This is a genomic window from Streptomyces albicerus, assembly GCF_008905045.1.
Taxonomy (GTDB): domain Bacteria; phylum Actinomycetota; class Actinomycetes; order Streptomycetales; family Streptomycetaceae; genus Streptomyces; species Streptomyces albicerus.
Window position 1 is genome coordinate 8856 of sequence record NZ_VWMY01000085.1, and the last position, 22629, is coordinate 31484.

The window sequence follows — 22629 nt, forward strand, 5'->3', positions numbered from 1 at the left end:
ACTCACCCTCCACGAGGCAGCCGCAGTGCCGCTGGTAGCCCTGGCCGCCTGGCAGATTCTTGTCGACCGTGCCCACGTGAAGCCGGGACAGAAGGTACTCATCCACGCCGGCGCCGGCGGCCTCGGCTCGACGGTCATCCAGCTCGCCAAGCACCTCGGCGCCACCGTGGCGACGACCACGAACACCGACACCGAGAAGCTGGTCAGGAGCCTCGGCGCCGACGTCGTCGTCGACTACACCAAGGAAGACTTCTCGAAGGTACTGTCCGGCTACGACCTGGTGCTGGACGCCCTGGGCGGAGCGAACCTCGAGAAGTCCCTGACGGTGCTGAAGCCCGGCGGCCTGGCCATCAGCGTCGTCGGCCCGCCGGACGCCGGCTTCGCCAAGCAGCTCGGCGCCCCCTCCTTCCTGGGCCTGGTCATGAACACCCTCAGCCGCAAGATCCGCAAGCAGGCCAAGGCCCTGGGCGTGCGCTACCAGTTCTTCTTCATGCAGGCCAACGGCTCCCAGCTGCGCAAACTCGGCGCCCTCTACGACAGCGGGAAGCTCCGCCCGGTCATCGACAGCACCTTCCCGTTCGACCAGACGCTCGAGGCAATGGCACACGTCGAGCAGGGCCGCACCAAGGCCGGCAAGGTCGTGGTCTCGATGGTGACCGACGGCGACTGACGTCAGGCCGGGCCACATCGCCGACCCGAGCCGTGGTCAATACCTCGCATCCGTTGCGCGTCAGGGTTGGTCACGGCTCAGAACCGCCACTCCTATGCGAGCCCGCCGAGGCGAACAGACGCAGATGTCGCCGTGCGAGGCGAAACCCCCTTACGGCTCGCGGTCATCGACGCTCATGACGGACACGGCCTGACGGGCCTGCATCGACGACGCGCCGGCGCCGTGGACATCGCCGCATCCCCCGCGGCACGACCGGCCCGTGACGCAAGACGATCTCCTGCGCACGGCGGAATCTCTCAGAACGACAGCGTCCGGCCACCGTGCGAGGCACGTTGCCAGTTGGGATTGCGGTCCTTGTCGACCAGGGCCGCACGGACGCCCTCCAGGAAGTCCGGCGTGCGGATGGTCGTGCGGGTGAGGGCGAGCTCGATGGCGAGGCACTCGCGCAACGTGTACTGCCTCCCCCGGGCGAGCAAGGCGTGAGTGATCTCCAGGCTCTGCGGCGAGGCCGTCTCCAGGGCGACCAGCGCTGCTGCGGCCCAGGGGGTGTCGAGGTGGTGCAGGCGTTTCTCGATCTCGCCGAGGGTCGGCGCACCGAACGCCCAGTCCACGTCACCGCGTACGTCCGCCAGCCTGCTCTCCGTCACCGGGGAACGGTCGGCGAGACGGTTCAGGACGACGTCCACCGGGTCTCCGGGGCTGTCGGCCAAAGCGTCCGCGACTGCGGCGAGCCGGTCGCTGGGGACGAAGTGTGTGGCCAGCCCCGTGTACAGGGCGTCGGCCGCGTCGAGCCGGTGCCCGGTCAGTCCCAGGTACATGCCGATCGCGCCGGGCAGCCTCGGCAGAAAGTAGCTGGCCCCGATGTCCGGGAAGAACCCGATCCCGGTCTCGGGCATCGCCAGCACCGCGCTCTCGGTGACGACGCGGAAGCCGCCGTGGACGGACAGCCCCAGACCGCCACCCATACAGAGGCCGTCGACGAGCGACACGATCGGGACGGGGTACTCGGCGATTCGGGCGTTGAGCCGGTATTCGGAGGCGAAGAACCCTTCACTGGCCGCGGCATCCCCGGCGAGACTGTGCTCTCGGATCGTGCGGATGTCTCCGCCGGCGCAGAACGCCTTCGTGCTGGTGCTGGCGAGCACCACAGCGGACAGGCGGGTGTGCTCCCATGCGGCGAGTGCGCCATCGATGGCGCCGACCATGCTCGTCGTCAGGGCGTTGAGCGCCTTGGGCCGGTTCAGCAGGATCCGGCCCACGCCTCGGTGCACGTCGGTGAGAACCTCGACCGCAGCGGTATCAGTCATGGCTCGTCATCTCGCACTCCGCGTGGACCTGGCTGTCGTGGCCATCACGGTTCCTCACTCGCCGGGTGTCAGGTGTAGATCTGGGCGTAGAGATCCTGGATCTCGTCCGCGGTGGGTACGACGGGGTTGTTGGCTGGGGATCCGGACTCGAGCGCCTGCTCTGCCATGAGGGGCGACAGGCGGAACCACTCGTCCTTGTCGATGCCGTGGGCTTGAGGTGTGGGCACCTCAAGATCCTTGCACAGGGCTCGGAGCGCCTCCACGAACCTCTCGGCGGCCAGGGAGTCGCTGTCGCCGTCGGTGGCGGCTCCGAGTGCACGGGCGCAGTCGGCGTACCGGCTCTCGGCGGCGGGCACGGAAAATGCGGTCACCGCGGGGAAGAGCATCGCGTTCGACAGACCGTGGGCGACGTGGAAGTGAGCGCCGATCGGACGGCTCATGCCGTGCACGAGCGCCACGCTGGAGTTGGAGAAGGCGATGCCGGCCTGGGTCGCTGCGAGCATCATCGCCTCGCGCGCCTCGATGTCTCTGCCGTCGGCGTAGACGCGGCGGAGGTGGCGGCCGATGGTCCGGATCGCGTTCAGGGCGAGGCCGTCGGAGAACGGGTTGGCCTTGCGGCTCACGTACGCCTCGACGGCATGAGTCAGCGCGTCGACACCGGTGTCGGCGGTCAGCCGGGACGGCATCGACAGGGTCAGTTCGAAGTCGACGACGGCGGCGACCGGCAGGAACGCCGGCCCCGGGCAGAGCATCTTCTCGTCCGTCGCGCTGTCGGTGATGATGGTGAACTGGGTGGCCTCCGAGCCGCTGCCCGCGGTGGTCGGGACCGCGATCACCGGAAGCGCCGGGCCGAGGCTGGTGTGCGGGGCCTTGTAGGCCCGCATCCGGCCGCCCTGGACACCCAGCAGGCCGAGGGCCTTGGCGGTGTCCATCGGGCTGCCGCCGCCGAACCCGATCACCGAGTCCGCCCCGTGCTCCCGCAGCACGGCCAGGCCCGCCTCGAGCGAGTCGGTCGTCGGATCCGGGACGGTACCGGCGAACAGGCACGGCTGCAGTCCAGCGTCCCTCAGCGTCGCCATCAGGCGTTCCGCCGCACCGGTCCCGGCGAGGAAGGCGTCCGTCACCCGCAGCGGACGGCGCAGGCCCAGCCCTGCGACGACGTCGCCCAGCTCGCCGACGGCACCGCCGCCGACGCGCAGGATCCGCGGGAGGGAAAGGCTGGCAACCATGACGGCCCCTTCGGCAAGAACGGCGGGGCATGTCACGCCCACTGCCCCGACTGTGCGACCCCGCGCCGTGTGCAAACAACCACCAATGACGCACAGCCGCTGTGCAGAAGCGCAGATACGGTCGGACCGTGCACCCCCACTCCCCGGACGAGAACCCCGCCCCGCGGCCGGCCGGCTCCCCTCGCTCCGTCGATCCGCGCAAACTCCGCGCCGACGATCTGCGCTACCTGCTCGCGCTGTCCCGTACCGGACGCCTGGTGACAGCCGCCGACGCTCTCGGCGTGGACCACACCACCGTGTCGCGCCGTATCGCCGCATTGGAGAAGAGCATCGGCCTGCGCCTCATCGAACGAGGCGCTGAGGGATGGACGCTGACGGACATCGGACGAGCCGTCTCCGAGAACGCCCGCGCGATCGAGGAGGCCGTCGACCGCGTCGCCGACACCGTGGCAGGCCAGGACTCACCGACCCTGCACGGCACGGTGCGCGTCACCGCGCCCGACGGCTTCGGCACCGCCTTCGCCACCCCCGCCCTCGTACGCGTGCGCCGCCGGCACCCCCGGCTCCAGGTCGAACTCATCACCGCGACACGGCAGCTCGCCCTGCGCCCGTCCGGCTTCGATCTCGCTCTCGTCATCGGCGTTCCCTCCAGCAGCCGCCTGGTGACCGAGCACCTCACCGACTACACGCTGGGGCTCTACGCGTCCGACGACTACCTCACCCAGTACGGCCGCCCGGAGACGGTGGCCGAACTGCGCGAGCACCCGCTCATCTTCTACATCGAGTCGATGCTGCAGGTCGGCGACCTCGACATCGAACGCCACCTTCCCGGCATGACCCCGGCCTTCTCCTCGACGAACGTCTTCGCCCAGCTCGAAGCCACCCAACAAGGGGCCGGCATCGGCGTCCTGCCGGCCTTCCTGACCCGGCGGACGCAGCTGCGCCGACTGCTCGCCGACGAGATCGACATCCGGCTCCCCATCACCCTGGCCGTCCGCCGCGAGGCCGTGACACACCCCGCCGTACGCGCCCTGTGGGTCGCGCTACGGCAAGAGGTCGCCGAACGGGCCGATGAACTGCTTCCGGAGTGAACGCCGGCGAGATTCAGGTGCGGTGGAATCCCGCCGATCGAACCACAGCCGCCGCCCGGTCGCGGCGGTCAGGATCAGAGCCATGGCGCAGCCGAAAACCATCCTGATGATCGCCTGGGACGGAGGCCGGCCGCGCTTCAGCGAGGCAGCAGGACGTCGACCTGCCTCCGGATGTCCTGCATGATCTCCTCGACGCTCAAGGCGATGTTCACGCTCGCCGCCGTGCTGAGGAACATCACGGCGGACACGATGTGTGCCAACGTCGCGGCGTCACCCTCCGTGACCCGCTCGTCTCGGTGCAGCGCGGCGGCGATGGCCTCCTCGGCCTGCGCGACGATGGCGAGTGCTGCGCTGCGCCGGGGCTCCTCGGGGTCGCCGAAGACCATCTCTCGCAGGTAGGTACGTCCGTTGTCGATCTGGGTGCGGTTGCACTCCACGATCGGCCGGACGATCGCCATCACCGCGTCCAGCACGCCCGGGACGGTCTCGGCGTCCGCCCGGCCCTGCTTGAGCGCTTCGGCGTACTTGGCGTTCTGCACAAGCAGGAGGAGTTCGCCCTTGGTCTTGGCATAAAGGAACAGGGTCCCGGTGCCGATGTCGGCCTTGTCGGCGATCTGCTGGGTCGTGACCTCATCGACGCCGTGTTCGGCGAACAACTCAGTCGCGGCAGCGACGATGCGGTCGAATTTCTCCTGCTTGTTCCGCTCGCGCCGTCCGACCGGCCGGGGGGCGACAGACATGGCGATGTCCTCCAGGAATAAGATTCTGACCACAGTCAGTTATGATTACACTCGCTACCGCGTGGGCTCGAATATGGCTGTGCTCATTCTCCCATGACAGGGCGAGGAGTCATTGCTCCATCCGTGCAGAGCCACGCACTTCACCTCCCCCTGGAACGAAGGAACACCCATGCCCTCCCTCGATGGAGCAGTCGTCCTCGTCACCGGCGCCAATGGCGGTATCGGCACCCACTTCGTCCACGACGCCCTGGCACGCGGCGCCGCCAAGGTCTACGCCACCGCCCGTTCCCCCCGCGCCTGGGACGACGAACGCATCGTCCCCCTGACCCTTGACGTCACCGACCGCGCGTCGATCGACGTGGCCGTCGCCGCCGCGGCGGACGTCACCGTGCTCGTCAACAACGCGGGCGCCACCCCGCCGAGCGCGAGCCTGCTGGATGTCACCGAGGCGGACATCTGGGCGAACATGGAGACGAACTTCTTCGGACCAGTCTTCCTTGCCCGCGCCTTCGCACCGATCCTCGCCGCCAAGCAGGGGTCGATCCTCATCGACGTGCACTCCGTTGCCAGCTGGTACGCCTTCGGCGGCGTATACAGCGCGTCCAAGGCCGCACTGTGGTCGGCCACCAACTCGCTGCGCATCGAGCTCGCACCCATGGGCGTCCACGTGACGGGTGTGCACATGGGCTACGTCGACACCGACATGGCCGCGCACGCCGACGGACCCAAGATGCTGCCGACGCAGCTGGTGACGACGGTCTATGACGCGGTCGAGGCCGGCGAGTACGAGGTCTTGGCCGACGAGTTGACCAAGGGGGTCAAGGCGGCTCTGAGCGGCCCGGTCGAGGCGCTCTACCCGGACCTGCGCGGCACGAACGCCTGAAATTGTCCTTCGGTCCCGATGTGATCTCCTGACGTCAGGACCGCGTGATCCATGGGGTTCGAACGGTTTGCCGGCATCGCGGAGACGTGCACCGTCGTATCGGCAGTCGGCCCAAGCAGCAGTCCGATCGATCAGCAGCCCGGCACCATCGTGAGGACAGACCATCGCGGCTGTCGGGCCACGGGCGCAGGCGGTGCCAGGTGCCGCGAGTTCACCCCGGTCCGTGTCGGTGAAACTCGGACAGGCCATGCCCGGCGAGCGTTTCGTCGAGCATCATCCGGTGCAGTTCGCCCAGCGACCGCCAAGGACACTTCCCCGACACCACCCGCAGCCCTGTCGGCGTACAGGCCGCGCCACTGGGTGGTGAGCCCTGGTCAGTCGGCCTGTGCCCCGACGCGGGGCGCCGACGCGCTCGAATTCACCGGCCCTGCCGGGGCGCCGGTCGGCCACGGTACGGAAGACGTCGAACACCGCACCGCGTCCGCAGCAGCCCCGATCCGTCGGTCGTCCTCGATGGTGACCGGGCTTCGCGCCATCGTTCCCCTCCCCCATCGGGCAGGCATACGACGACCCAGATGGGACTCGCGACAAAGCGAGCACGGCCGCGGCATCTGCTGCGTACGTGCTCGCTTGCTGCCGGGTGTCAGCGTTGCCGGTTGGCGACGCCGATGTGGTGCCCGAGACGGTATTCGAAGTCGATGCCGACCTGTTCGGCGAGGGCCTGCGTGCCTGCGGCCCGGGTGAGGAAACCGGGGAGGGTGAGGGAGTGGGCGAACTCGCCGTACGCGGCGACCAGGTCCGCGTCCGGGGGCAGGGATGCCCGGTTGATCTGGGTTTTGGCTGAGGCGAGTGAGGTGCGGTCGAAGGAGGCGAGCCGGGCGGCGACGGTGCCGACGAAGGCGTCGAGTTCGCTGTCGGGGAGGGCGCGGGTGACCCAGCCCCAACGCTCGGCGGTGTCGGCGTCGTAGTCGTCGCTGGTGAGGATGGCTTCCAGGGCGCGGTCGCGTCCGATGGCGCGAGGGAGGCGTTCGGTGCCGCCACCGCCGGGCAGCAGTCCGCTACCGACCTCGGGCTGTCCGAAGATCGCCTTCTCACGGCTGGCGTAGCGCAGATCGAGGGCGAGGGCGAGCTCGTTCCCGCCGCCGCGGGTGCGTCCACGGATGGCCGCGATCGTGATGTAGGGCGCTTTGGAAAGTTCCAGGACCAGATTCGTCCATGCCGGCGCCGCGTCCGGGTCCTCGGGGGCGGGGAAGTCGGCGGCGGCGGCCAGGTCGAAGTGGTTGTAGAAGAAGTCGGGGGTGGCGCTGTCGAACAGCACGACCTGGATGTCCGGGTCGGTGGCCAGTTCGGTGACGATCTCGATGAGGCGCAGGACTGTCTCGCCGGTGATGAGGTTGACGGGCGGGTTGGCGAAGGTGATCTTCGCGATCTGCGGTGAGGTGCGCTCGTAGTGGATGGTGCTCTGCTGCTCGCTCATGGCTGGCTCCAGATGCGTGAGGGGTATCAGACGGCGACGGGGGCGCGAGGAGGGCCAGGAAGCCGGGGCGGATGGATTTGCCGAGCAGATCCGGTGGTCCCGCTTCCCACCTGCGCTGCTCACTCCTGGTAGCGCGGGAGGATGTCGCCGTTCTTGACGTAGGTGAGGGCGGCGGTGACGTCGTAGGCGTGGATCGCGGAGACCTGCGATGCCAGCCGGTCGGACAGGTCCTGGACCAGGTTGCCGGTGAAGAAGGCGTCCCGTGCCGCGGTGTCGGCGAACCCGAGGCTGACCGAGGCGTGGAAGTGCTGGTCGTGGGGGTTGTCGTGGGCGACGTCCGGGGTGTCCCAGAGTTTTTCGATCCAGGGCAGGAACGTCTGCGTGCGCAGTTCCTTCAGCACTCCGGTGCCGGCGAGTGCAGGTGCGAGCTGCTCGTTGACGAACTTCCGGAAGGCGCCGGCGCCGACCCCGTCTCTGCGGCGAAGGTAGATCAGCGCGCGGGCACCGACCGTCTGTCCGGTGCCTGCGACGTCGTACCACCGAGAGGAGTTCGGCGGGCCGGCGTAGAGCAGGGTGCGGCGGAACACGTTGATCTCGTCGGCGTAGGCCAGCTTCGTCTGCTCGCGCCCTTTCAGGGGTGCAAGCACCGATTGGAAGGTGACTTCCGCGACGCCGTCGATCTTCCGGTCGGCGGGGATCGCGGTCTGGATCCCGTCGATGGCCGGCCACAGGCCCGTGTTGTGCTCGGCGAGGTGGATCTGCCGGTACTCCTCCAGGCCCGGGGTGGCGGAGATGATCCCTGAGTGCGGGCCTTTCCAGTGGTCCATGCCGGTCTGGCGGGGCTGGTCGGTGCGCACCCACAGCAGGATCGAGGAGGTGAGAGGCTTCTTCACTTCCAGGGGCGCGGCGGCCGGTGACGTGCTCATGATGTTGCCCTTTTTCCTGGTCAGGCGGTGGTCATCGGGCCAGGAACTCGACCGCTACGGGGGCGAACTCCTGGTGGTACTGGAAGATGCCGCCGTGCCCGGAGTCGGGGTAGATGATCACCTCGCTGTCCTTGATGCGCCGGTGCAGGTCCTCCGACAGGACCGACGGCACCATGCGGTCGTTGTCGCCGTTGGCGATCAGGGTGGGCTGCGTGATCGACGAAAGGTCGTCAGGGGCGGAGCGCCCCCACTTCTTGATCGCCTTCAGCTGTGTCTGGAACGCCTTGGTCTTGATGTCCGCGTCGCGGTCGACGGTGCGCTCCTTGAGCCGGTTGACGAACGCGCGTGCGGCGGGCTTGCCGGTGGCGTTGCGGTTGAAGAACAGGAATTCCTTGGGGTCCGAGCGGGTCAACGTGGCGCGCAGGATGTCCCAGTAGGTGATTCTGGCGACCTTGTCCATGTCCTTGCCGCCCTTGGGCCCGGTGCCGGTGAGGACCAGCTTGCGGACGAGCTCGGGGTGCTTCACCACCAGGGCCTGAGCGACCATGCCGCCGAGGGAGAAGGAGAAGATGTCGATCTTGTCGAAGCCGAGCGCCTTGATGAAGGTGTAGGCGTCGTCGGCCATCGCCTCGACGCTGTCCGGCACCTGGCCGGTGGATGCCCCGACACCGCGGTTGTCGAAGGCGATGACGTGACAGCCCTTCGCGATGGGATCGATGATGCGGGGGTCCCAGTTGTCCAGGGTCGCGGCGAGGTGGACGAAGAAGACGACGGGGATGCCGCCCTTCGGTCCCAGCTCGCGGTAGGCGTAGGTGACGCCGCCGGCGCTGACGGTGCGGGCCGGGGCCTTCGCGTAGGAGGTGATGACGGCTTCGTTCGGGGTGTTGGTGCTGCTCATGACGGATTCTCCTTGCGTGTTCTGTGTCGCTGTGTGTTTCGTGTCGCCCGTCGCGGTTACGGTGGGTCAGCTGCTGCCGATGACGGCCTTGCCACGGATGCCGCCCTGGGACAGGGACTGCAGCGCCTGCGGGGTCTGGTCGAAGCGGACCACCTTTCCCACGACCGGGCGCACCACGCCCTGGTCGATGAGGGTGGTGATCTGGCGGAGCTGGTCGCCGCTGGCGCGCATAAAAAGGAACTCATACGTCACGCCGAGCTTCTTGGCCTGCCTGCGGATCTTGCCGCTCAGGCCTGCGACCGCCAGGCGCAGCAGCGGGTTCAGGCCGGCCTCGCGGGCGAACGCGGGGTCCGGGGGGCCGGAGATCCCGATGGCTTTGCCGCCGGGCTTGAGCACCCGCAGGGACTTCTCTAGGTTCTCCCCACCGAGGCTGTCCAACACCAGGTCGTAGCCGGTCAGGAGCTGCTCGAAGTCCTGGGTGCGGTAATCGATCACCGTGTCCGCGCCGAGCGCGCGCACGAAGTCCGCGTTGGATCCGCTGGCGGTCGTGGCGACGCTCGCACCGAGGTGCGCGGCGAGCTGGATCGCGATCGAACCGACCCCGCCGGCCCCGGCGTGGATGAGAACCTTCTGCCCGGGCCGCACCTTTCCGCGCTCCACCAGCGCCTGCCATGCCGTGAGCGCCGCCAGCGGCAGCGAGCCCGCCTCTTCCATGCTGATCGAGGCGGGCTTGAGCGCCAGGTCGCCCTCCGCGACGGCGATGCGCTCGGCGAATGTGCCGATGCGGTCCTGGTCGGGCCGGGCGTAGACCTCGTCTCCGGGCTTGAAGCCGCGAACTGCCGTCCCGACGCTGATGACGGTGCCCGCGACGTCGTTGCCCAGGATCAGCGGCAGCTTGTAGGGCAGGATCTGCTTGAACTCACCGGCGCGGATCTTCTCATCCAGCGGGTTCAGCCCGGCGGCCTCCACCCGGACGAGCACGTCGTGCTCCCCCACGGTGGGCTCGGGGACGTCCGCCTCCTGCAGCGGCTCCTTGTACTTGGTGACGACGAACGCTCTCACGGGGCGTCGCTCCTTGTCTTCATCCTATTTATCCAGGCGTGAGGCCAGATCAGCCAGTTCGGCGTGGCATCTGAGGCCTCGCCCCACTCCCTCAACCTGAGTACACTCAACTATGAGTCTACTCAGAATTATTGTCAAGGGAGGTCCCATGGGACGCGGCCACATGCCGATCGGGCGCCGCGAGCGGGCCAAACAGGCCAAGCGCGAGCGCATCATGACCGCAGCCCGCGAACTGTTCGCCGAACACGGCGTCAACGGGGTCACGACGCAGCAGGTCGCCCGCCGGGCCGATGTCGCGATCGGGACGCTCTACCTGTACGCGTCCACCAAGGCCGAGTTGCTGATCATGGTGCAGAACGAGAAGTTCGCCGCCGCCATCGGCGAAGGCGTCGCCGCCGCGAACACCGCCGTCGGACAGGGCGCGCTGGAGCGGGTCATCGCTCTCATCCGTCCCGTGGTGGAGTGCGTGAGGGAACACATCGAGAACGGCCGCACATACCTGCACGAACTCGTCTTCGGCGACCCGGCCGAGCCCTACCGGCAAGCGGGCCTGGCCCTTGCCGGCCGTCTCGAGGACGGCATCACCGGCCTGCTCACCCGCGACGAGCACATCGGCGCCGCCGACGCGGCAACGCTGGCGCGAGTGATTACCGCGATCATCCACATCAGCACCACCGCCACCGCGTACCTGCACCGCAGCGACGATGCCGTCCTCGCCGACATCCGCGCCCAGATCCACGCCACCCTGGCGCCCCACCACCGCGCCGCATGACCGCTCGCTCCACGCGCCACCCATCAAACCCCGGAAAGGGGGCACATCATGAGCACGCACTACGGCGTCGTCGCGCTCGGCGCCGGAACAGCGGGTACGTCACCGCGATCCGCGCCGCGCAACTCGGCAAGACCACTCGACTGCGGTCAGGCTTCCGGGCCCCCCGCCTCCGACCCGTCGACGTTGCCGTGTGTCAGTGACGCAAGAATCTCCGCGCGGCAGACATCGAGGATTTCGTCCGCCAGCGGAGAACCGTCCGGGCATGCGCGCGACAACATGACCGCGCCGACCGAGTGGGCGAGCATGTCGATCACCATGGTGCGGGTCGCGCGCTGGTCCGCATCCCCCGGCGTATCACTCTGAGCCTGAAGGGCCGTCAGCAGGTTCTCGATCCCGGCTGCGAACTCTGTTTTGATGTCCGCCGGCTGGCGCGCGGCGTCCCCGCTGAGGGCCGCGATGGTGCAGCCGTCACCGCGCCCGTCGCGATGCTCCCGGGAGACGTAGCGCTCGACGAACTCGGCGGCGTCCACACCTTCTGTCCGTGCCGCGGTCTGTGACAGCCCGCTCGCGGACGCCTCGGCCATCAGGTCGGCCTTGGAGCGGAAGTGCTTGTAGAACCCGCCATGGGTGAACCCGGCGGCTGCCATCAGTTCTGCCACGCCGACACCGTCATATCCGCGCTCACGGAACAGCCTGGCGGCTGTCGCGACGATGTGGGCCCGGTTCTGCTCTGCCTGTGCCTTGGTGACCCGCATGTCCAGCCGTCCCTTCCTCGGTCGACGCTCGACGGTCCAGCATACATAGATGTCGATCGACATCAAAGGGGTTGACTTTTTAGATGATGACCGTCATCGTATTGCTCACCCACTACAGAAAGGCCCAGGCCATGAGTGACACACATGTGACCGCACCGACTCAGTACATCGAGGTCGACGGCGACCGATTCGCCTACCGCCGCTGGGGCAAGCCCTCCGGAGTCCCGCTCTTCCTGGTCCAGCACTTCCGCGGGGGAATGGACAACTGGGACCCGCTGCTCACCGACGGCCTGGCCGAAGGCCGTGAGGTCATCCTGTTCAACGGGCGCGGCATCGCCTCGTCATCGGGCACGCCGCGTAACCGGATGGAGGACATGGCCGACGACATCGCCGCGGTCATCCGGGCACTGGGGCTGGAGCAGGTCGACCTGCTCGGCTTCTCGCTCGGCGGTTACCAGGTGCAGGAGGTCACGCTGCGCCACCCCCAGCTGGTGCGCAAGCTCCTCCTACTCGGCACCGGCCTCCGCGGCGGGGACCCGACAAGTGACCCCCAGGTGCCTCAGTACGCCCTGAACCCGGTCCCCACCCTGGAGGACTTCCTCTTCCTGTTCTTCGGCCGCTCGGAAGCCGCGAAGCAAGCGGGCAAGGCCTTCTGGGAGCGCCGCCACCAGCGGGCCGACCAGGACCCGCCGAGCTCGCCCGCGGTCGCACAGGCGCAGTTCGAAGCGACCATCGCCTACGCGGAACCGCTGCCGGGCGAGAATCCCTACGCCCACCTGAACGCGATCACCCAGCCGACGCTGGTCCTCAACGGCGAGAACGACGTGATGATCGCCTCGATCAACTCCTGGCACCTCGCCCAGAACATCCCCAACGCTCAACTGTTGATCTACCCCGATGCCGGGCATGGAGCCCAGTTCCAGTACCCCGAGCGCTTCCTGAAGCACGCCATTCAGTTCCTCGACGAGTAGCACCCGTGCAGTCGCTGATGCCTGGTGTGCAATGACGGCCCAGCCCAACGGGTCCCAGGACTGCGACAAGCGCGCCTTCTCATCCATGAAGTCATTTGCGCCTCCACGGTCGCAGACACAGGACAGTCCGGCGGTCGGATCGCCGCCGATCCCGTCGGCCTGACCAGTTGCTCGGCAAGCCGACAGGCCTACCGGTACGGCCGGCCGAGGCAGGCAAGCCCGCGCGATGCAGGCAGGGCACAGTGGCGCCCGACTGTCGCGCCCGCACCCAATCTACGACTACTAACGTGCCGCAGGGCCGACACCCCTACATGAGCTGATATCGGCTTCCTATGAACCCTCCGGGACATTACATACGGGCCTCAGAATCCCTCCGCCCGGCTCGGGAACCAGACCCCCTATCACTCCGGCGATCAAGCCTCTACGGGAGGATTCGACACCCGACAATAGGCGTGATTCCGTTCAGATATCGACATGGACAGGAGCGACATGGACGGACCACCAACCCTCGATGATGTCCGATCTTGGCCAGCAACCGTGAGCGTGAAGGAAGCGGCCACAGCTCTCGGTATCAGTAAATCTCAGCTATACGACCTCATCCGAACCAACGAGGCTCCGCTATCCACTATCAGGGTCGGAACCATACGCGTCATCACGTCACCACTTGTGAAGTTGCTGGACGGCTCCACCTAATCGACTTGCGGAACGCGAGGCTTGGTCACGGCTCCGTTCATCGCTGAGCTACGAGGAGGCAACTCAACTGCCCGTCCGGTGTCTCACCCGCCCGCAACGGTGACCGCATCGGGCAAGTATGGCGGCCGTTCCGCGTTAGGGCCGTGAACCACCTAGAGAGCCCCTGAAGGGGCTTCACGCAGACAGGAACCCCAGCGGGACAACGCTGGGGTTCCTTTGCGTCTCAGAGAGCCGTACAGAGCCTCTGTGGCTACCGACCAGCCCACCGGCCATAGCCGGCAGCGGGATGCTCAGCGAGCGGTTCCCGCAGATATCCGGTGTCCACTCGATTTCGAGAGGGCACCCGTCCAGCGTGCTGCGGAGCGCGATTGCCGCGCGCATGGCCCGTCCGCTCAAGATCCGGTCGTGCGCCTCGCGGTCCTCTACGATCGCAGGGTGGGGGATGTCGAGAGCTTCCAGGACAGTCCGCAGCAAGTCACGCACGGCGCTTGAGGGAACAGCTCATTCGGGGGTGTTGTAGGAATCCTCCATATTGATCCACTGACCCTTTCGTCTCACTCATGTCTCTCACCAAATCGGCGGTGAGATGCGGATTTTGGGCCTCTGACCTGGTCTTCCATGCTCTCTGTTGACCCTACGTGCTGGGGTGGTCGTGTTACATACCCCACACGTCGAACTGCCTCTGTTGTCCGGTCCCTCCTTGGCCGGGCGAGGTCGGATAGGCCAGGATCGGACCCCATGGACCTGCTGAACACGCTGGTGGACAAGGGGCTTCGGCGCGAGCTGCCGACCCGTGACGAGGCACTGGCCGTGCTGGCCACCTCCGACGACGAAATCCTCGATGTGGTGGCCGCGGCCGGCAAGGTACGGCGGCAGTGGTTCGGCCGACGGGTGAAACTCAACTACCTGGTCAACCTGAAGTCGGGCCTGTGCCCCGAGGACTGCTCGTACTGCTCGCAGCGGCTCGGCTCGAAGGCCGAGATCCTCAAATACACCTGGCTGAAACCCGACCAGGCCTCCCAGGCCGCGGCCGCCGGGCTCGCGGGCGGCGCCAAGCGGGTCTGCCTGGTCGCCTCCGGTCGCGGCCCGACCGACCGGGACGTCGACCGGGTCTCGGACACCATCAAGGCGATCAAGGACCAGAACGAGGGCGTCGAGGTGTGCGCCTGCCTCGGGCTGCTCTCCGACGGCCAGGCCGAGCGGCTGCGCCAGGCCGGCGCGGACGCCTACAACCACAACCTCAACACGTCCGAGTCGACGTACGGGGAGATCACCACCACGCACACGTACGCCGACCGCGTGGACACGGTGCAGAAGGCGCACGCCGCGGGCCTGTCCGCCTGCTCGGGTCTGATCGCGGGCATGGGCGAGAGCGACGCGGACCTCGTCGACGTCGTCTACGCGCTGCGCGCGCTGGACCCCGACTCGGTCCCGGTCAACTTCCTGATCCCGTTCGAGGGCACCCCGCTCGCCAAGGAGTGGAACCTCACGCCGCAGCGCTGTCTGCGGATCCTGGCGATGGTCCGGTTCGTCTGCCCGGACGTCGAGGTGCGGATCGCGGGCGGCCGCGAGGTCCATCTGCGCACGATGCAGCCCCTCGCCCTGCACCTGGCCAACTCGATCTTCCTCGGCGACTACCTCACCAGCGAGGGCCAGGCCGGCAAGGCCGACCTGGAGATGATCGCGGACGCCGGTTTCGAGGTGGAGGGCACGGGCGAGGTGACGCTTCCGGAGCACCGGGCCACGGCCGGTGCGGGATGCGGTTCGCACGCGGAGGCCGGGTGCGGCTCGCACGAGAGCGGCGGCTGCGGCCCCTGCGGCTCGCCCGCCGAGGAGCCGGCCGCCGAGACGACGCGGGCCTCCGAGGCGCGTACGGACCTGGTCGCCGTACGCCGCCGAGGTGCCGGAACGGATCTCGCGCCCAATGCCTGACCTGCCCGTGCGCGAGCTCTCCGTGGGCGAGCTGCTCGATCTCGACCGGCGGCACGTCTGGCATCCGTACGGGCCGATGCCCGGCCGTCAGGAACCGCTCGTCGTGGAGTCTGCGAGCGGAGTACGGCTGCGCCTTGCGGACACGGCGGACGAACTGATCGACGGCATGTCGTCCTGGTGGTCGGCGATCCACGGCTACAACCACCCGGCGCTCAACGAGGCGGCCCGCGACCAGCTCGGGCGGATGAGCCACGTGATGTTCGGCGGGCTCACGCACGAGCCCGCCGTACGGCTGGCGAAACACCTTGTCGACATGTCGCCCGAAGGTCTGAAGCATGTCTTCCTCGCCGACTCCGGCTCGGTATCGGTCGAGGTCGCGGTCAAGATGTGTCTCCAGCACTGGCGCTCACTCGGCCGCCCGGGCAAGCAGCGCCTGCTGACCTGGCGCGGCGGCTATCACGGCGACACCTGGCAGCCCATGTCGGTGTGCGATCCCGAGGGCGGGATGCACGAGCTGTGGCAGGGCGTGCTCCAGCGCCAGGTGTTCGCGGACCCGCCGCCGGCCGCGTACGAGGAGTCGTACGCGGATCATCTGCGCGGGCTGATCGAGCGCCACGCGGACGAGCTGGCCGCGGTGATCGTGGAGCCGGTGGTGCAGGGCGCGGGCGGGATGCGGTTCCACTCCCCCGCGTATCTGCGGGTGCTGCGTGAGGCGTGCGACGCGCACGACGTGCTGCTCGTGTTCGACGAGATCGCGACGGGCTTCGGGCGTACGGGGGCGCTGTTCGCGGCCGAGCACGCGGGCGTCACGCCGGATGTGATGTGCGTGGGCAAGGCACTGACCGGCGGATACATGACGATGGCGGCCACGCTGTGCACGGCACGGGTCGCCGACGGAATCTCGCGGGGCGAGGTCCCGGTGCTGGCCCACGGCCCGACCTTCATGGGTAATCCGCTCGCCGCCGCCGTGGCCTGTGCCTCGATCGACCTGCTCCTCGGCCAGGACTGGCAGACCGAGGTCAAGCGCATCGAGACGGGGCTGCGGGACGGGCTGGCCCCGGCGGCGGAGCTGCCGGGCGTCCGGGACGTACGCGTCCTCGGCGCCATCGGGGTCGTGCAGCTGGACCACGACGTCGACATGGCGGCGGCGACCCGGGCGGCGGTGCGCGAGGGCGTGTGGCTGCGGCCGTTCCGGGATCTCGTGTACACGATGCCGCCGTACGTCACCGGGGACGCGGACCTGGCGCGGATCACGGCCGCGGTGTGCGCGGCCGCGCGGGAGGGCTGAGATGTCGGTACTGGTGATCACGGGGACGGGCACGGAGGTCGGCAAGACCGTGACGACCGCGGCCGTCGCCGCGGCGGCCGTCGCGGCCGGGCGGTCCGTGGCCGTGCTCAAGCCCGCGCAGACCGGTGTGCTGCCGGGTGAGCGCGGGGACGCCGACGAGGTGGCACGGCTCGCGGGCGCGGTGACCGCGGTCGAACTCGCCCGTTATCCCGAGCCGTTGGCTCCCGCCACGGCGGCCCGGCGGGCGGGTCTCGCGCCGGTGCGTCCGGACGAAGTGGCCGAGGCGGCGGGCAAGCTGGCCGCGGAGCACGACCTCGTGCTGGTCGAGGGGGCGGGCGGGCTGCTCGTACGGTTCGACGACGAGGGCGGCACGCTCGCGGACGCCGCGCGGCTCCTGGACGCTCCGGTGCTCGTGGTCGTGTCGGCGGGTCTCGGCACCCTCAACACCACGGAACTGACGGCACGTGAACTGCGCCGTCGTGGACTGGAGTTGACGGGTCTGGTGGTCGGCAGCTGGCCCGACTCACCCGATCTGGCCGCGCGTTGCAATCTCGCGGACCTCCCGGCGGTGAGCGGGGTTCCCCTGCTCGGCGCGCTGCCCGCCGGGGTCGGGACCTGTCCGATCTCCGACTTCCGTGCGCACGCGGGACGTTGGCTGGCACCCGCACTGGGTGGCAGCTGGAACGCGGCCGCCTTCACTGCGGCGCACGCCCCCTGAGCGAGCCCTTCAGCACGCTCACCTCGGCCCCAGCTCCGGTACGGCTTTCGCCTGTACCCGGAGCCGGGTCAGGCCCGTGCGCCGGCGTGGACGTCCGGGTGCGCCCGCGTCGTCCACAACGACGCCGTGCGCGGCCGGGACCACAGGACGGCGGCCGTGTCGCGAGAACCGGGCAACGAACGGGTGAGCGAGGATGTCCCGGGGGACAATCGCGGTAGGCCCCGACCCCTAGGGGAGGTCCTCCATGCGACTACGCGCCACCGGAACCACCAAAACCGGCGGAACCACCAAGACCGGCAAACTGGCCCCGGCCCCCGTCCACCACCCGCTGTTCGCCCGCTTCTACGCCAAGTTCAGCGTGGCGGCCGAGCCCGCGATCGGTGTCCATCGCGACGAGCTGCTCGCCGGGCTCTCCGGCCGGGTCATCGAGATCGGCGCGGGGAACGGGCTGAACTTCGCGCACTATCCGAGCACGGTCTCGGAGGTCGTCGCCATCGAACCCGAACGCCGTCTGCGGCAGTTGGCGGTGACGGCGGCGCTGCGCGCCGATGTGCCCGTCGACGTGGCGCCGGGGGTCGCGGAGGCGCTGCCGGTCAAGAGCGAGGCGTTCGACGCGGCCGTCGTGTCGCTGGTGCTGTGCAGCGTACGAGACCTGCCGCGGGCCCTCGCCGAGATCCGCCGTGTCCTGCGCCCGGGCGGTGAGCTGCGGTTCTTCGAGCACGGAAGGGGCGGCGGCCGCGCGATGACCGTCGGCCAGCGCGTGCTGGACCGCACAGTGTGGCCGCTGCTCTTCGGCGGCTGCCACGTGAGCCGGGACCCGGTCGGCGCGATCCGGGACGCCGGGTACGAACTGGGGCCGTACCGGCGGCTGTTGGTGCCCGACAAGGGGTTGCGGACGCCGAGTTCGTACTGCGTGCTGGGCACCGCGCGGCGCCCCGACCTCAAGAGCTAGCGCAGCCGGAAAGAGCCTTACAGACTCCACTGGCGCAGTTCGCGCGCGATGTCGTTCACCGTCGCCTCGCCGGTCTTGACCAGGCGGGCGAGGTCGCGGACCTGCTCGGGCGAGGTGACGACCTTCAGGCCGCTGGCGACGAGGTAGGCGTACGCGACGGCCATGGCGAACATCGCGTTGGAGCGTTCGAGTGCCGGGACGTGCAGCAGGAGCTGGAGCAGCGCGGCGGCGCGGGTGTGCGGGGTGTCGTAGACGGGGACGCCGAATATCTTCGCCTCGTGCCGGCTGACCGCGGCGACGAGAGCTCCCCAGTCGGTGACCTGGGGGTCTCCCGGTGTCTTCTGTTCGGCGACCATGAGGAGCCAGGCGAGGTCGACTCTGAGGTTCAGGGGTTCGTTCAAGAGCTCAGCGACGGCCTTCTCGCTCCGCGCCGAACTCCTCGGCGAAGACGGACTCGTACTGCTTCATGAAGTCGGCGGCGGCCTCCACGAAGGTGTGGCCGGCCTCTCCGGTGTCCTGTCTGACCAGTTCCTCGATGTAGCGGTTGACGCTCATCCCGCGGGCCAGGGCGCGTTCGCGCGCGGCCCGGGCGGTGCCCTCGTCCACGCGTACGTTCAATTGGGTCTTCGCCATACCGAGAAGCTAGCGCCAAAGTGCTAGCAGCAGCAAGAGGGCCGGGCGCAGCCATCCCCTTAAGGGTGCCCCTTACACGGATCTCCGGGGTCACCGACCTGCGACGGAGACCGGCCCGGGACTTCGGGGGGATACCGAGTGTGCCCCGCATCACACTAGGCTCGCCCGCGGACACCGGAGTCCCACCTAGGAGGCGGCCTTGTCCACAGCAGCTGCGGAGCAAGCCCTCGGGCGCACGGACGCCGAGGGCATCGCGGCCCGCGCCCGCGGCCTGACGAAGGCGTACGGCTCGGGCGAGACGACCGTGCTCGCCCTCGACTCGGTCGACGTGGACATCGCGCGCGGCCGCTTCACGGCGGTCATGGGCCCCTCGGGCTCCGGGAAGTCCACGTTGATGCACTGTCTGGCGGGGCTCGACACCGTCTCGGCCGGACAGGTGTGGCTGGGCGACACCGAGATCACCGGCCTGAAGGAGCGCGAGCTGACCCAGCTGCGCCGGGACCGGATCGGCTTCATGTTCCAGTCGTTCAACCTGATCCCGACGCTGAACGCGGCCGAGAACATCACGCTGCCCATGGACATCGCGGGCCAGAAGCCCGATGAGAAGTGGCTGAACCAGGTGATCGACAACCTCGGCCTGCGCGACCGGCTGGGGCACCGGCCCGCCCAGCTCTCCGGCGGTCAGCAGCAGCGCGTCGCCTGTGCCCGGGCGCTCGCCTCGCGCCCCGAGCTGATCTTCGCGGACGAGCCGACGGGCAACCTCGACTCACGGGCGGGCCTCGAAGTCCTCGGCTTCCTGCGGGACGCGGTCGACGAGCTGGGGCAGACCGTCGTCATGGTCACGCACGATCCGGGTGCCGCCGCACACGCCGACCTGGTGCTCTTCCTCGGGGACGGGCGGATCGTGGACGAGATGGCCCGACCGACGGCGGAGGCGGTGCTGGAACGCATGAAGAGGTTCGACACGATCCGCGGGACGTTCGACGGCGACGCCGCCCCCGACCAGGGCATCGCCCCCGACCAGGACTGAGGCAGGCCGTCGTGCTGAAGGCGACACTCCGGAGTTTCCTCGCGCACAAGGGCCGGCTGCTGCTCTCGGCGCTGGCCGTCATCCTGTCCGTGGCGTTCGTCGCGGGCAGCCTGATCTTCTCGGACACCGTCACCCGTACCTTCGACCGGCTCTTCGCGTCCACGTCGGCCGACGTGACCGTGGGCCCGAAGGACGACGACCTGGACTCGCAGATCCCCTCCGGGGCCATCGAGACGGTGCCGACAAGCCTCGTGGACCGCATCGCGACGGTGGACGGGGTAGCCCGCACGCGTGCGGACGTGTCCGTCGAGAACGTCACCGTCGTCGACAGCGACAACGAGTCGGTGGGCCCGACCACGGGCGCGCCCACCATCGCCGGCGACTGGTACGTCACCGAGCGCAGCCCCGTGGAGCTGACCTCCGGTCACGCCCCGCGCGGGCCCGGCCAGGCGCTCCTCGACGCGGACACGGCCGACAAGAAGCACGTGGACATCGGCGACACGCTGACCGTGATCGCACAGCCCGGCTCCTTCAAGGTGGAGGTCGTCGGCATCGCGACCTTCAAGACCACCAACCCGGGCGCCGCGCTGGTCTTCCTCGACCCGGCGGTCGCGGAGACCAAGCTGCTGGGCAAGGAGGGCGTCGCCACCAGCATCCAGGTGGACGCGGACCAGGGCGTCAGCGACGCCCAGCTCAAGCAGCGCATCGCCACCGAACTGGGCCCCGGCACCTATGAGCTGGAGACGGCCGACGAGCAGGCCGAGACCGCCGCGGCCCAACTCGGCGGATTCCTCGACGTGATCAAGTACGTGATGCTCGGCTTCGCGGGTATCGCGGTACTGGTCGGGGTCTTCCTGATCGTCAACACCTTCTCCATGCTGATCGCCCAACGCACCCGCGAACTGGGCCTGTTGCGCGCCCTCGGCGCCGACCGCAGGCAGGTGCGCCGGTCCGTGCTCACGGAGGCGACGCTGCTGGGCCTGGTGGGCTCGACACTGGGTCTGGCCGCGGGGATCGGGCTCGCGATCGGGCTGATCGAGCTCATGGGCCTGCTCGGCATGAATCTCAAGACCGCCGAGATGGTCATCGGGTGGCCGACGCCTGTCTCGGCGTACGTCGTCGGCGTCGGCGTGACCTTCGTGGCGGCGTACCTGCCGGCCCGGCGGGCGGCCGGTGTGTCGCCGATGGCCGCGCTGGTCGACGCCGAAATCGCCGGTGTCGGGCGGCCGTTGCGCGTGCGTGCCGTGGTGGGACTGATCGTCGGCGCGCTGGGAGCCGCCGCTCTTGTGGGCTGCGTGACGGCCACGGAGACCGGATCCGCCGCTTCCCTGCTGGGACTCGGCGTCGTCCTGACGCTCATCGCGACGGTCATCGCCGGGCCGCTGCTCGTGCGCCCGGTGATCCGGGTCCTCGGCGGCGCGTTCCCGGCCCTGTTCGGGTCGATCGGCCGGATGAGCCAGCGCAACGCGCTGCGCAACCCGCGCCGCACGGGTGCCACCGCTGCCGCCCTGATGGTGGGCCTCGCCCTGGTCGGCGGAATGTCCGTGGCGAGCGCGTCCATGACCAAGTCCTTCGACGAGCAGATCGACAAGACGCTGGGCGCCGACTTCGTGGTGCAGAACAGCAACTTCCTTCCCTTCCCGCAGGAGATCACCGAGAAGGTGGAGGCCACGGACGGCGCGGGACTCGTCGTACGGCAGCGGTTCACGCCGGTCGCCGTCCGGCTGCCGGACGGCAAGCGCGTCGAGACGACCGCGGCGGGCTACCAGCCGCAACTCGACGAGGTCGCCCGCATCACGTATGCCCAGGGGAACACGGCCGCCGCGCTCGCGGACGGAAACATCGCCATGGACGCCACCTTCGCCAAGGACCACGACGTACGCGTCGGCAGCACGATCCCCGTCGAGTTCCCCGCCGGACAGCGGACCGAACTGACGGTGGCCGCGCTGACCGACCAGGACGCCGCCGAGGGATTCGGAACGCAGGGCGGGCTGTTCTTCGGCTTCGGGACGATCGAGAAGTACGTGCCGGGCGGGCAGGATTCCGCGCTGTACGTGAACGCGTCCTCGGGCACCTCCGCCGACACCCTGCGCTCGAACCTCGACAAGACGCTCGACCCGTATCCGCAGGTACAGGTACGCGACCTGGCCGACTACAAGAAGCTGATCCACGATCAGATCGCCGTACTGCTCTACCTGGTGTACGCCCTGCTGGGCCTCGCGATCGTCATCGCGGTGCTCGGCGTGGTCAACACCCTTGCCCTGTCGGTCGTGGAACGCACCCGCGAGATCGGGCTGCTGCGCGCGATCGGGCTCGCCCGGCGGCAGTTGCGGCGGATGATCCGGCTGGAGTCGGTGGTGATCGCCGTGTTCGGCGCGGTCCTCGGGCTGGCGCTCGGGCTCGTGTGGGGTGTGTGCGTGCAGCAAGTCCTCGCCCTGCAGGGGATGAAGGCGCTCGCGATCCCGTGGACCACCCTCGTCGCGGTCGTCGTGGGATCGGCCGTCGTGGGCATCGTGGCGGCGCTGCTGCCCGCATTGCGTGCATCGCGCATGAATGTGCTGGCGGCCATCGCTCACGAGTGATGGACTCACAGCGCGCACTC

21 protein-coding genes are annotated in these 22629 nt (G+C 68.9%); 11 read left to right on the forward strand and 10 right to left on the reverse strand.

Annotation, left to right across the window (positions count from 1 at the left end):
* On the forward strand, positions 1-670 hold a 670-nt coding region (locus GAS53_RS46630), incomplete at its 5' end, for an NADP-dependent oxidoreductase (RefSeq protein ID WP_225859542.1).
* 296 nt (positions 671-966) lie between these two features.
* Here GAS53_RS46630 and GAS53_RS46635 read toward each other — a convergent pair.
* Both GAS53_RS46635 and GAS53_RS46640 read right to left on the reverse strand, forming a co-directional pair.
* Positions 967-1977 (reverse strand): enoyl-CoA hydratase/isomerase family protein, encoded by a 1011-nt coding sequence (locus GAS53_RS46635; protein ID WP_151483862.1) that lies wholly within the window; start codon positions 1975-1977, stop codon positions 967-969.
* 68 nt (positions 1978-2045) lie between these two features.
* On the reverse strand, positions 2046-3206 hold the full coding sequence (locus GAS53_RS46640) for an iron-containing alcohol dehydrogenase (protein WP_151483863.1): 1161 nt from the start codon (positions 3204-3206) through the stop codon (positions 2046-2048).
* A gap of 128 nt (positions 3207-3334) precedes the next feature.
* Between GAS53_RS46640 and GAS53_RS46645 the strand changes: the two genes are divergently transcribed.
* The gene (locus tag GAS53_RS46645) at positions 3335-4297 is read left to right on the forward strand and encodes a LysR family transcriptional regulator (RefSeq protein ID WP_151483864.1); all 963 of its coding nucleotides are present in this window, start codon (positions 3335-3337) and stop codon (positions 4295-4297) included.
* Between the two features lie 137 nt (positions 4298-4434).
* On the opposite strand, the gene GAS53_RS46650 is transcribed toward GAS53_RS46645, so the two are convergent.
* On the reverse strand, positions 4435-5037 hold the full coding sequence (locus GAS53_RS46650; protein ID WP_151483865.1) for a TetR/AcrR family transcriptional regulator: 603 nt from the start codon (positions 5035-5037) through the stop codon (positions 4435-4437).
* A 169-nt stretch (positions 5038-5206) separates the two neighbouring features.
* On the opposite strand from GAS53_RS46650, the gene GAS53_RS46655 reads away from it, so the two are divergent.
* The gene (locus GAS53_RS46655) at positions 5207-5920 is read left to right on the forward strand and encodes an SDR family oxidoreductase (protein WP_151483866.1); all 714 of its coding nucleotides are present in this window, start codon (positions 5207-5209) and stop codon (positions 5918-5920) included.
* A gap of 643 nt (positions 5921-6563) precedes the next feature.
* On the opposite strand, the gene GAS53_RS46660 is transcribed toward GAS53_RS46655, so the two are convergent.
* The 4 genes from GAS53_RS46660 to GAS53_RS46675 all read right to left on the reverse strand — a co-directional run bounded on the left by GAS53_RS46660 (position 6564) and on the right by GAS53_RS46675 (position 10283).
* A complete protein-coding gene (locus GAS53_RS46660; RefSeq protein ID WP_151483867.1) occupies positions 6564-7397 on the reverse strand; it encodes an enoyl-CoA hydratase/isomerase family protein in 834 nt (277 codons plus the stop codon).
* Between the two features lie 119 nt (positions 7398-7516).
* Positions 7517-8323: a strictosidine synthase gene (locus GAS53_RS46665; protein ID WP_151483868.1), complete on the reverse strand. Its 807-nt coding sequence runs from the start codon at positions 8321-8323 to the stop codon at positions 7517-7519.
* Between the two features lie 31 nt (positions 8324-8354).
* Positions 8355-9221, reverse strand: coding sequence for an alpha/beta fold hydrolase (locus tag GAS53_RS46670; protein ID WP_151483869.1), 867 nt, complete (start codon positions 9219-9221; stop codon positions 8355-8357).
* A 66-nt stretch (positions 9222-9287) separates the two neighbouring features.
* The gene (locus GAS53_RS46675; protein WP_151483870.1) at positions 9288-10283 is read right to left on the reverse strand and encodes an NADP-dependent oxidoreductase; all 996 of its coding nucleotides are present in this window, start codon (positions 10281-10283) and stop codon (positions 9288-9290) included.
* Between the two features lie 148 nt (positions 10284-10431).
* Between GAS53_RS46675 and GAS53_RS46680 the strand changes: the two genes are divergently transcribed.
* A complete protein-coding gene (locus GAS53_RS46680; protein WP_151483871.1) occupies positions 10432-11055 on the forward strand; it encodes a TetR/AcrR family transcriptional regulator in 624 nt (207 codons plus the stop codon).
* 146 nt (positions 11056-11201) lie between these two features.
* Here the strand turns inward: GAS53_RS46680 and GAS53_RS46685 are convergent, their stop codons facing one another.
* Complete coding sequence (locus GAS53_RS46685; protein WP_225859543.1) at positions 11202-11873, reverse strand: TetR/AcrR family transcriptional regulator; 672 nt, start codon at positions 11871-11873, stop codon at positions 11202-11204.
* Positions 11874-11941: 68 nt separating this feature from the next.
* On the opposite strand from GAS53_RS46685, the gene GAS53_RS46690 reads away from it, so the two are divergent.
* The 5 genes from GAS53_RS46690 (at position 11942) to GAS53_RS46720 (ending at position 18364) form a co-directional block, all read left to right on the forward strand.
* Positions 11942-12781, forward strand: a complete 840-nt coding sequence (locus GAS53_RS46690; RefSeq protein ID WP_151483872.1) for an alpha/beta fold hydrolase — start codon at positions 11942-11944, stop codon at positions 12779-12781.
* A gap of 1431 nt (positions 12782-14212) precedes the next feature.
* A complete protein-coding gene (bioB, locus tag GAS53_RS46700; RefSeq protein ID WP_151483873.1) occupies positions 14213-15406 on the forward strand; it encodes a biotin synthase BioB in 1194 nt (397 codons plus the stop codon).
* Positions 15399-16694 (forward strand): adenosylmethionine--8-amino-7-oxononanoate transaminase, encoded by a 1296-nt coding sequence (locus GAS53_RS46705; RefSeq protein WP_151483874.1) that lies wholly within the window; start codon positions 15399-15401, stop codon positions 16692-16694. Before bioB ends, GAS53_RS46705 begins: the two co-directional genes overlap by 8 nt.
* A gap of 1 nt (position 16695) precedes the next feature.
* Entirely contained in the window at positions 16696-17412 is a 717-nt protein-coding gene (bioD, locus tag GAS53_RS46710; protein ID WP_151483875.1) for a dethiobiotin synthase, read from the forward strand.
* Positions 17413-17656: 244 nt separating this feature from the next.
* Complete coding sequence (locus tag GAS53_RS46720) at positions 17657-18364, forward strand: class I SAM-dependent methyltransferase (protein ID WP_151483876.1); 708 nt, start codon at positions 17657-17659, stop codon at positions 18362-18364.
* Between the two features lie 17 nt (positions 18365-18381).
* On the opposite strand, the gene GAS53_RS46725 is transcribed toward GAS53_RS46720, so the two are convergent.
* A complete protein-coding gene (locus tag GAS53_RS46725; RefSeq protein ID WP_151483890.1) occupies positions 18382-18720 on the reverse strand; it encodes a fic family toxin-antitoxin system, toxin component in 339 nt (112 codons plus the stop codon).
* A 49-nt stretch (positions 18721-18769) separates the two neighbouring features.
* A complete protein-coding gene (locus tag GAS53_RS46730) occupies positions 18770-18997 on the reverse strand; it encodes an antitoxin (protein ID WP_151483877.1) in 228 nt (75 codons plus the stop codon).
* A gap of 199 nt (positions 18998-19196) precedes the next feature.
* Here GAS53_RS46730 and GAS53_RS46735 point away from each other — a divergent pair, with 199 nt between their 5' ends.
* Both GAS53_RS46735 and GAS53_RS46740 read left to right on the forward strand, forming a co-directional pair.
* Positions 19197-20027: an ABC transporter ATP-binding protein gene (locus GAS53_RS46735; protein ID WP_151483878.1), complete on the forward strand. Its 831-nt coding sequence runs from the start codon at positions 19197-19199 to the stop codon at positions 20025-20027.
* Positions 20028-20038: 11 nt separating this feature from the next.
* Positions 20039-22609: an ABC transporter permease gene (locus GAS53_RS46740; RefSeq protein ID WP_151483879.1), complete on the forward strand. Its 2571-nt coding sequence runs from the start codon at positions 20039-20041 to the stop codon at positions 22607-22609.
* Positions 22610-22629: the final 20 nt, after the last annotated feature.